Origin of the sequence: Endozoicomonas sp. SESOKO2 (assembly GCF_024606245.1) — a bacterium.
In the GTDB taxonomy this organism is placed as follows: Bacteria; Pseudomonadota; Gammaproteobacteria; order Pseudomonadales; family Endozoicomonadaceae; genus Endozoicomonas_A.
In genome coordinates this window covers 1-9144 of sequence record NZ_JAHHPQ010000186.1, presented here as the reverse complement: position 1 = coordinate 9144, position 9144 = coordinate 1, and the positions used below count along the sequence as shown (strand labels likewise).

9 protein-coding genes are annotated in these 9144 nt (G+C 49.2%); 6 read left to right on the top strand and 3 right to left on the bottom strand.

All coding sequences use genetic code 11. The features are described from left to right. Positions 1-115 precede the first annotated feature (115 nt). Positions 116-2665: a ribonuclease R gene (gene rnr, locus KDK17_RS04560; protein WP_257281569.1), complete on the top strand. Its 2550-nt coding sequence runs from the start codon at positions 116-118 to the stop codon at positions 2663-2665. A gap of 169 nt (positions 2666-2834) precedes the next feature. Then, positions 2835-3473: a hemolysin III family protein gene (locus tag KDK17_RS04555; RefSeq protein WP_257274898.1), complete on the top strand. Its 639-nt coding sequence runs from the start codon at positions 2835-2837 to the stop codon at positions 3471-3473. Positions 3474-3549: 76 nt separating this feature from the next. On the opposite strand, the gene KDK17_RS04550 is transcribed toward KDK17_RS04555, so the two are convergent. Next, positions 3550-3963, bottom strand: a complete 414-nt coding sequence (locus KDK17_RS04550; RefSeq protein ID WP_257287453.1) for a hypothetical protein — start codon at positions 3961-3963, stop codon at positions 3550-3552. Positions 3964-4154: 191 nt separating this feature from the next. Between KDK17_RS04550 and KDK17_RS04545 the strand changes: the two genes are divergently transcribed. Continuing rightward, positions 4155-4517 carry a GFA family protein gene (locus KDK17_RS04545; RefSeq protein WP_257281570.1) on the top strand — a complete coding sequence of 121 codons (363 nt, stop codon included), beginning with the start codon at positions 4155-4157 and terminating at the stop codon, positions 4515-4517. 127 nt (positions 4518-4644) lie between these two features. Then, the gene (gene rlmB, locus KDK17_RS04540; protein ID WP_257281571.1) at positions 4645-5382 is read left to right on the top strand and encodes a 23S rRNA (guanosine(2251)-2'-O)-methyltransferase RlmB; all 738 of its coding nucleotides are present in this window, start codon (positions 4645-4647) and stop codon (positions 5380-5382) included. A 13-nt stretch (positions 5383-5395) separates the two neighbouring features. On the opposite strand, the gene KDK17_RS04535 is transcribed toward rlmB, so the two are convergent. Beyond that, the gene (locus KDK17_RS04535; protein WP_257281572.1) at positions 5396-5638 is read right to left on the bottom strand and encodes a DUF2789 domain-containing protein; all 243 of its coding nucleotides are present in this window, start codon (positions 5636-5638) and stop codon (positions 5396-5398) included. Positions 5639-5730: 92 nt separating this feature from the next. Between KDK17_RS04535 and KDK17_RS04530 the strand changes: the two genes are divergently transcribed. Continuing rightward, complete coding sequence (locus KDK17_RS04530) at positions 5731-6675, top strand: D-2-hydroxyacid dehydrogenase (protein WP_257274892.1); 945 nt, start codon at positions 5731-5733, stop codon at positions 6673-6675. Positions 6676-6740: 65 nt separating this feature from the next. Next, on the top strand, positions 6741-7034 hold the full coding sequence (locus KDK17_RS04525; RefSeq protein ID WP_257287452.1) for a HigA family addiction module antitoxin: 294 nt from the start codon (positions 6741-6743) through the stop codon (positions 7032-7034). Here the strand turns inward: KDK17_RS04525 and KDK17_RS04520 are convergent. Continuing rightward, positions 7035-9144, bottom strand: a 2110-nt coding sequence (locus tag KDK17_RS04520; protein WP_257287451.1) for a translocation/assembly module TamB domain-containing protein, incomplete at its 5' end; no start/stop codon positions are given.

Below are 9144 nucleotides of genomic sequence, written 5' to 3'. Positions count from 1 at the left end.
CCAATTTATTGCAACCGCAGTAGGACAGCCTTAAGTCCGACAGGCTGCTAGTTACCCGGAGTAGGGTTACACTGCATACAGACATTATTTGATCACCGAGAGGTTGATAAACTCTATGCCCAAAAAAGGGTGGAAAGAACTGGACTCCCAGGCTGCCGATGAAGCAGCCCGCTACGACAACCCCATTCCCAGTCGTCTGTTTATTATGGAGACTCTGGAAAAAAGAGGGGCTCCGGCGAACCATAAAGTATTGTGCCGTGAGTTGGGTGTAACTGTGCCAGAGCAGCAGGAAGCTCTTTTATTCCGCCTAAAAGCCATGATTCGTGATGGTCAGCTGTTGGAAACCCGCAAGGGAACCTATGGCTTGCTCAGTAAAATGGATCTGGTCAAAGGGCGTATTCAGGGTAATAAGGACGGCTATGGTTTCCTTATTCCTGATGAGGGTGGGGAAGACTATTACCTCTCATGGCGTGAAATGCGCAAGGCTTTTGATGGTGATCGTGCGGTTATTCGCGAAACCGGTGTTGATCGTAAAGGACGACGTGAAGGTCAGATTGTTGAAGTCATAGAGCGTAATACCACTCAGTTGGTAGGGCGCTTTTACATGGAAAACGACAATGTTTTTGTGGTACCGGAAAACTCCAGAATTGATCGCGAAATTCATATTAAGCCCGGTCCTTTGATGCCCAGCCATGGGCAATATGTTCTGGTTGAAATTCTTGAGCAGCCGGGCCGCCGTGTTCAGCCAGTGGGCCTGATCAAAGAAGTATTGGGCGAGCGGCAAGATGCCGGAATGGAAGTGGACGTCGCATTACGGACCCATGACATTCCTCATGAGTGGCCTCCTGAAGTGGAAGAGCAGGTGGCCCGTTTCAAGCCGGAAGTGGCTAAGCGGGACAAAAAGCACCGTGTGGACCTCAGAGAAACGCCTTTCGTTACCATTGATGGTGAAGATGCCCGAGACTTTGATGATGCGGTCTACTGTGACACCAAAAAAAGTGGTGGCTGGCGTTTATTAGTAGCCATTGCGGATGTGTCTCATTACGTAAAGCCCGGAACAGCTCTGGATAAGGAAGCCTATAACCGGGGCACTTCTGTGTACTTCCCGGGGCATGTTATTCCTATGTTGCCGGAAGTACTGTCTAACGGACTCTGCTCTCTGAATCCTGAAGTGGATCGTCTGGCCATGGTGTGCGAAATGACCATCAGCGGCAAAGGTAAAATATCCGGTTACAAGTTCTATGAGGGCCTGATCCGCTCCCATGCCCGTCTGACCTACAACCAGGTCTGGGAAATGCTCTCAAAGCCGCTTAGTGATGACGGTAAAGCTCTGCGTCGCGAACGAAAAACGGTGCTTCCTCATGTTGAAGAGCTTTACAACCTGTTCAAGGTTCTGAAAAGTACTCGTTCTGAACGTGGCACCATTGATTTTGAAACGGTGGAAACACAGATCGTCTTCGGCCGTAACCGAAAAATCGAAAAAATTGTTCCTGCTGTCCGCAATGATGCGCACAAGCTGATTGAGGAATGTATGCTTTGCGCCAATGTCTGTGCTGCCAGATTTCTTCAGAAGCATAAGGTTCCCGGGCTCTATCGCGTGCACGAAGGGCCCACTATGGAGAAGCGGCTCAACCTGAACAGCTTTATTGCCAGTCTCGGATTATCGCTGCCAGCGGGTAAACTGAAGCCTGCTCACTTTCAGGCTCTGTTGGCATCGGTCAAAGACCGTCCTGATTACAATGTGATCCAGACTGTAGTTCTGCGCTCCATGAGTCAGGCAGTCTACACCTCTGATAATCAGGGGCACTTCGGGTTGGCCTTTGACGAATACGCGCACTTCACTTCGCCGATTCGTCGCTATCCCGACCTGCTGGTGCACAGGGCTATTCGTCATATTATTCGTTCTTCCGTTGAAACCCGTCACGTTGTTCGTGTGGGCGCCAGTGAGATGAACAAAAAGACTATTTATCCCTATGATGGCAATGAAGTTCTGGCTATGGGCGAGCATTGTTCTGCGACCGAACGCAGGGCAGACGAAGCCACGCGGGATGCTATGGATTGGCTGAAGTGTGAGTATATGCAGCAACATATCGGACAAACGTATTCCGGTGTCATTTCGTCTGTGACCGGCTTTGGCCTGTTTGTCGCCCTGGATGATATTTATGTAGAGGGGTTGCTACACGTTACCAGCCTTCCAGGTGATTATTACCACTATGATTCCGTTCACCATCGCATGGTGGGTGAAAGAACCGGTAGAGGTTATCGGCTAGGTGATGATATCGAAGTCATGGTTGCCAGCGTCAATCTGGATGACCAGAAAATTGATTTCGAATTATCCACAGGCGCTGGACTGAGACCCTCTCGTTCTCGTAAACCCCGAAAAAGCCCCTCAAAAGGTGGTAAGCCATTAGCCAATGTGGCCAAGAGTCGGGCGGCAAAAAAAGCTCTCTTGGATGCGGCAAAGTCTGAAGAGTCAGGCAAGAAGACGACAGGTAAGAAGCGAAAGCCCAACCGCAAGCAAAAAGCCGGGGCTAAAAACACTGGCAAGAAAGCCGGGAAGCCGTCAGCCGATAGGAAGCCGTCAGCAGGTAAGAAGCCAGTAGCCGATAAAAAGCCTTCAGCAAAACCTGCTGGCAGGCAGCCGGGAAAGAGAAAAGCTAAGTGATTTGAAAGTGGTTAGGCGGCACTCCTTTGCTTTCTGATTTTTTGATCAGTCAATTGATCTTTCTTTGTCATCTGCTCTGGCATTAATCGGAATCTTGAGTATTATCCGGGCTCGATAGTCCGCTTCGAGTGTTAAGATGTCACGAAACACCGACACAGGAAACAACCTCATGGCCAGATATAGCCTGGCTGAAGAGATTGCAAACAGTATCACCCACGGTCTGGGCGCCTTGCTCAGTGTTGCTGGTTTGACCCTTTTAGTAGCTTATGCAGCCGAGCAGCATGATGTCTGGCGCATCGCCAGTTTCAGTATCTACGGGGCAACGCTGATACTGCTCTTTCTCTCTTCCACGCTCTATCACAGCATCCAGCATGAGAAGACCAAGAAGGTCTTCAAACTGCTGGATCATTGTTCCATCTATCTCCTGATCGCTGGAACTTATACCCCATTCTTACTGGTCAGTATGAGGGATACTTTGGGCTGGATCATGTTTGCTACTGTCTGGCTGCTGGCTATTGCGGGCATTGTTTTCAAAGTCTGGTTTGGTCCACGCTTTAAAAAACTTTCAGTAGCCACTTATATTTTGATGGGCTGGCTGGTTCTTTTTGCGTCAAAAGAATTAGCCAGCAAGATATCGCTGGAGGGCGTCTATTGGCTGGTAGCGGGAGGCCTCTCTTATACCCTCGGGGCTGTTTTTTACCTGTGGAAAAAGCTGCCCTTTAACCATGCTATCTGGCATGTGTTTGTCCTGGGCGGTAGCTTCTGTCATTTCTTTGCTGTTTTTTTTCACGTGCTTCCCGTCAGTTAGTTCCTGGTCAAGCTACAAGTTAGTTCTATTGTCTGTGCTCGCGTTGGTGAAATAGGCGGGCTAACCAACTTTTGTGTTAATGGAAGTACCAGTTGATGGCAAAGACGCTGACAATGGTGGTAATCAAACCGAGGAAGGTAATGATGTATTGCCGGTTGATGGAGCCCATCTCGAAACGCACATCGGCGATTTCAGTGCGGACATCAGTGATTTCAGTGCGGACATCAGTGATTTCAGTGCGGACATCCGTGATTTCAGCGCGGACACCGGCTATCTCTTTATGCACTTCAGAACGCAGGCTGCTTATTTCTGAACTGAGTGCCTGATAGCTGCGCTCACTTTGCAGTTGCACCTGCATGATGGCTTCTTGCATTACCAGCACATCTTTCTTACTGGCATTGTACTCAGGATCAAGGGAAGCACTGACTTTGCTGGCCAGTTCTTCATCAATGCCAATACGCTTTAATTCTGAAAATAACGACTTTTCCATAACAACCCCAAAAATTCAGAATCACAGCATAGATCAGGGATGACACTATGACCACCTGGCAGGAATAGAGCGCAGACTCTCATTTCCAGTATTGGGATGATGCGCCTTGTCGGGCGCAGTCGACAGTTGTCGATCTTTCATTTGCTCTGCACAATAGAGCCTAATAATGTTTCTGTAGAGCGAGAACGTCTATGTATTTCGGTCAGTGTTTATGTGGGCAGGTTTCCTATCGGGTAAAATCCGAGTTTGTCGAGATTGAATGCTGTCATTGTCTGACGTGCAGAAAAGCTCATTCTTCAGCTTTTGCCATGGGAGTGACAATCGACAGTGCTGATTTCGAGCTGCAGACAGGACAGGAACTGCTGAAGGAGTACGAATCTTCAACAGGAAAGAAAAGAGTTTTCTGTGGCCAATGTGGTTCTCATCTTTACGCTTATCGGGTGGCACAGCCGGAGTCGGTTCGATTGCGCCCTGCCTGTTTGAATATCGACATGAGTTCATTCAAATACAGCCATATATATACCGAAAACTGTCTGCGCATCGACTCTGAATGATTGATAAGACTTCAATCATTAACGGCTCATTGAAGCCTCTGATGAGTAGATCAACATTCCACTTGAACCTTTGGCTCTGCTAATATGCGTTCATTCCTAATTCCAACCCTGTATACGAATTCCCGTAATGAGTGATGATGTCGTTTTTGGCCTGCACGCTGTGCAAAGCCTGTTTGAGCATTCTCCGGAAAAAGTTCTGGAACTGATGATCCAGAAAGGTCGCACTGACAAGCGCATTAATGCGCTGGTGGAGGAAGCCCGCAACCAGGGAGTGACGGTGCGTTTTGTCGAACGCAGCCGACTGGATTCGAAAGTTGAAGGGGTGCACCAGGGCATAGTGGCCCGTGTTGCGCAGGCGAAAGTCTACCGGGAAGGTGATTTGGAAGATCTTCTGAATACACTGGATGAGCCGCCTTTTCTATTAATACTGGATGGTGTGACCGATCCTCATAATCTGGGTGCCTGTCTAAGAACCGCAGATGCTGCAGGGGTCCATGCCCTGATTACGCCCAAAGACAAATCGGCCAGCCTGAATGCGACAGCTCGAAAAGTGGCCAGTGGTGCTGCAGAGAATGTTCCATTGGTACAGGTAACCAATCTTTCCAGAACCATGGAATGGCTGAAAGATCGTGGCATTTGGATGATTGGAACCGCGGGTGAAAGTGCTTCTGATATTTACAAAACAGACCTCAAGGGTCCCCTGGCTCTGGTGATGGGCGCTGAAGGTAAGGGCATGAGAAGACTGACCCGTGACAAGTGCGATTCATTAATCTTTATCCCCATGTCAGGGTCAGTCAGCAGTTTAAATGTTTCTGTAGCGACAGGTGTCTGCTTGTTTGAGGCGGTTCGCCAAAGACAGTTATAACAATCCGAAATTCTCAGGATGGTTTTTCTCTCAACAGGGCGTCGAGATGTTCAATCAACACAACCCAGTCAGCGTCTTCATTGTATGCCTGTTGAATAAAAGCCTGCTGACTATCTGAAAAGAAGTCGGCATGCTCAATTTTTACCCGGTGGGGCATTTTTTTATGCTCTTCGATGAAGGCATTGATTTCTTGATCACTGCTGGGCAGTCCAAGCTGATCAAACAGATCGTTCATGGTGTGATGGGCAGGTTCCATTGAGACCTCCTGATGGAATCTGTTTTCGTAACGTCAGGATAGCAGGCCACTGTCTTTTGAAAAGATAAAACCGGATTCCAAAGGTAAAAAATGTGACTACAAAAAAGAATGTCGTTTTATTGGATCGGGCTACTCTGGGTGACGGCGTGTCTCTGGAGGCGTTTCATCAGCTTCCGGTACCGTTGGTGATATACGATCAGAGTGAACCAGAAGATGTGATTGAACGTTGTCGTGATGCGGTCGCGATTGTCACCAATAAAGTGGTGATTGATGAGTCGACGCTTTCTTCGCTGCCCAACCTCCGGTATATCGGAGTACTGGCAACAGGAACGAATAATATTGATCTTGCTGCGTGCGATCTGCGCGGTATTAAAGTCCAGAATGTAGAGCGTTACAGCACTGCGTCTGTTGCTCAGCATGCCATGACTTTAATCTTGTCTCTGGCGGGCTCTGTTCCCGCTTACTCACGAGATGCTGTGAACGGCACCTGGGCAGAAAGCGACAGATTCTGTCTGCTTAATCATCCGATCATGGAGCTGGGAGGTAAAAACCTGCTCATTGTCGGTTATGGTGACTTGGGCAAGGCGACTGCCAGACTGGCAGGAGCATTCGGAATGAATGTATTGAAGGCTAGAGTACCTGGCTCACCGACAACCTCTATAGACCGGATAGAATTAGACGAAGGGTTGAAACAGTCAGATGTCGTCAGTTTGCATTGTCCATTGAGTGAAAGTACGGCCAACCTTCTGGATCAGAAAAGACTTTCGCTGATGAAGCCAGGGGCCATTCTGATCAACACCGCCAGAGGTGGGCTGGTAGACGAGAGTGCTTTGGTCTCGGCGCTGGAGGCAGGGCGACTGGGAGGTGCCGGGTTTGATGTGTTGTCAGAAGAGCCTCCCGGAAACGGGAATATCCTGCTCAATAAGTCTCTGCCAAATTTGATCGTCACTCCCCATTGTGCCTGGGGAAGTCTCGAGTCGAGACAGCGTCTGGTCAATCTTGCGGCGCAGCATTATGCACGTTTTTTTCAGGGATAGGAGTCGGCTTTCATAAGTTTAGGAATGCAAACTCCTGAAATACTGAACTATGAGGATTATCATCGATGAGAATGCACGACCCACTCCATCCCGGAGAGTTTATTAAGCAAACCTACATGGAACCAGCTAAAGTAAGCTGCAGGCAGCTATCTGAGGCCTTAGAGGTCTCACCCTCTACTTTGAACAGAATTTTGCAGGGAAAAAGCGCTGTGTCTACCGAGATGGCCAGAAGATTTTCCAAGGTTCTTGGCAGAACTGCGGAAAGCTGGCTCATCATGCAGAATAATTATGACGTCTGGCAGTCAGAGCAGTCGGTGTCGCTCAACACACTGAAGCCTTTCAAGTTTTCTTTAGCGTGACTACTGAGCCCCTCCTTCAGAATCAGGAGTGTAGGTAAAGCGATAAAAAATATCCACAGCCTGAGCCAGACCACTGACAACTTGCAGATAGAGTCTGGGCATGAGTTCATAGCGAACCTTCACTTCGCTCACTGAGTTAAAAACACCTGCACCGTACTGCAGGCGCAAACCGGGAGCTATGTAGCCACCAATGGTGATCTGGGTGTCTTCGCCACTGCCTGCTGTATCCAGCGAGACGTCGCTGAAACCAAAGCTTTCACCAATGGAGGTAGCGATACCACCAAACTGGGAAACACCGATACCCACCAGCATCGCCTCCGCTCCGGAACCGTCATCGCCTTCCAGACCTCTGCCTCGCAGCAGGTAGGAAAGTTGTTCCTGTTGTGGCATTTCCGGGCTGGAATAAACCGTCCACTCAGGTTTATTGACAGGGCCACTGACTTTGATGCCAACCTCCACATTATCTTCAATGGTTTCCGGGTTTCGAACGGCATTGACCAATAGATAGGGAGAGTCGACAGGCCCCTGAAAAATGATTTTTCCGTCCTTGATCAGTAAATCCTGGCCCAGCTGGTGGTAGCGACCCTCTAGTTGAATAGTGCCGTTTCCTTCAAGGGGTTTGTCAGGCAGCTGCAAAAGATCCAGATGCCCCGTGAGTCTGGCTTTGAAACCAAAAGCATTGAGCCGGACTTCGTCTCCGAGTACTACCCGTAGCTTCATCGAAAACAGCTTTAGAGCCTGCTCCCGGAGCTCTGAAGTCTGCCCTTCCTGAACGATCACGACATCGTCTGACACCGAAACAGCACTCTCAGGAAGTCTGTTGATGGTAATGCGACTCCACGGAATTCGGATGATACCTGTCAGTGTCACCTCTTCAGACAGTGTCAGCTTCAGGTTGGGTGAAAGCTTGATCTCGCCAATACCGGGGTAATTAACATCCAGGTCTTGTCCCTCCAGCGTAATGTTACCGCTTGGCTGTCGGAGATCCTTCCAGCTCAGTTGCCCTCCCAGATCCAGTGAGCCCTTACCCACCTGCATTTTGCCTTCTACTGTGCCTGAATCACCGGCCACATTGAGGTAAGTATTAAGTGCAGAAACGCTGACAATATCTCGCGTGGTATTGGCATAGCCATTTTCAATGGCCAGGCGACCGTAAAAGAGCGGTTTGGCAAGAGAGCCTTCCATTCGCCCCCGGGCAGAAAAAGTACCTTTCAGATCACTGACTTCAGGTAAGAAAGGTGCAAATATTTCCAGCAATAAATGATCAATATTCAGCTGACCGCTCAGGGTTCTCTGGTTTTGCAGGTCATCGACGGTCAGGGTCAGACGGCCGCGCCCCAGTTTATCGGAGAGGAAGTTAAAAGAGCTTTGAAGCTGGTTGTTGGCGATTCGGGCTTCCATGTTGAGCTGGCGGTAATCGCCGGACAGATTATAAGCCTGAAGTGTTCCGGGGCTTGAAGAAAGCGTTAACGACAATGTCGGCTGATTATCCTTCCAGCTTACCTCGACCTTAGAGTTTATAAGTGCCTGCCAGTCAAACTCGTTGGGGAAAAAGGCCTTGAATCTTTCAGGTGCCAGTTGCTCAATGTGAAAGGAGAGATGTCCTGAGTCCTTGCCCAGATGGCTGGATTGAGCACAGATACTGGAAGGGGATGACTTCAGGCAGAATTCAGAGAATGAAGCACCGGCTGCCGAGGCTGAAATATCAACAGGCTTTTTCAGTGACCAGTCTCCGAATTCTGTGTTCAAGTCACTGCGCGTCAGCTGTCCCTGCCATTGTTCGTTGAGGTAGCTGCCAGCCAGGGTGATGATGCTCTTGAGTGCTTTACCTTGAGTTGAGAGCCGGACCTGATGCTGCTTTTCATTGCCTCGTGCTTCAAGCAATATCTGGTTTAGTGTGTGGGGGCCCTGTTTCAGGGCCTCTATGTTGATACGAGCCTGCCCCAGAATGTGTTCTTTCTTTTCAATATGACCTTTTGCCAAAAGGCCATTAATCGCCGTGTCCAGATAACGGACAGAGGAGCTATCAAGTTGAAAGGTCAGTCTGGGTTGCTGTTTGCTTCCGGATACATCGATGAAACCTTTCACTTCACCGTCAAGGCCGGGGTAA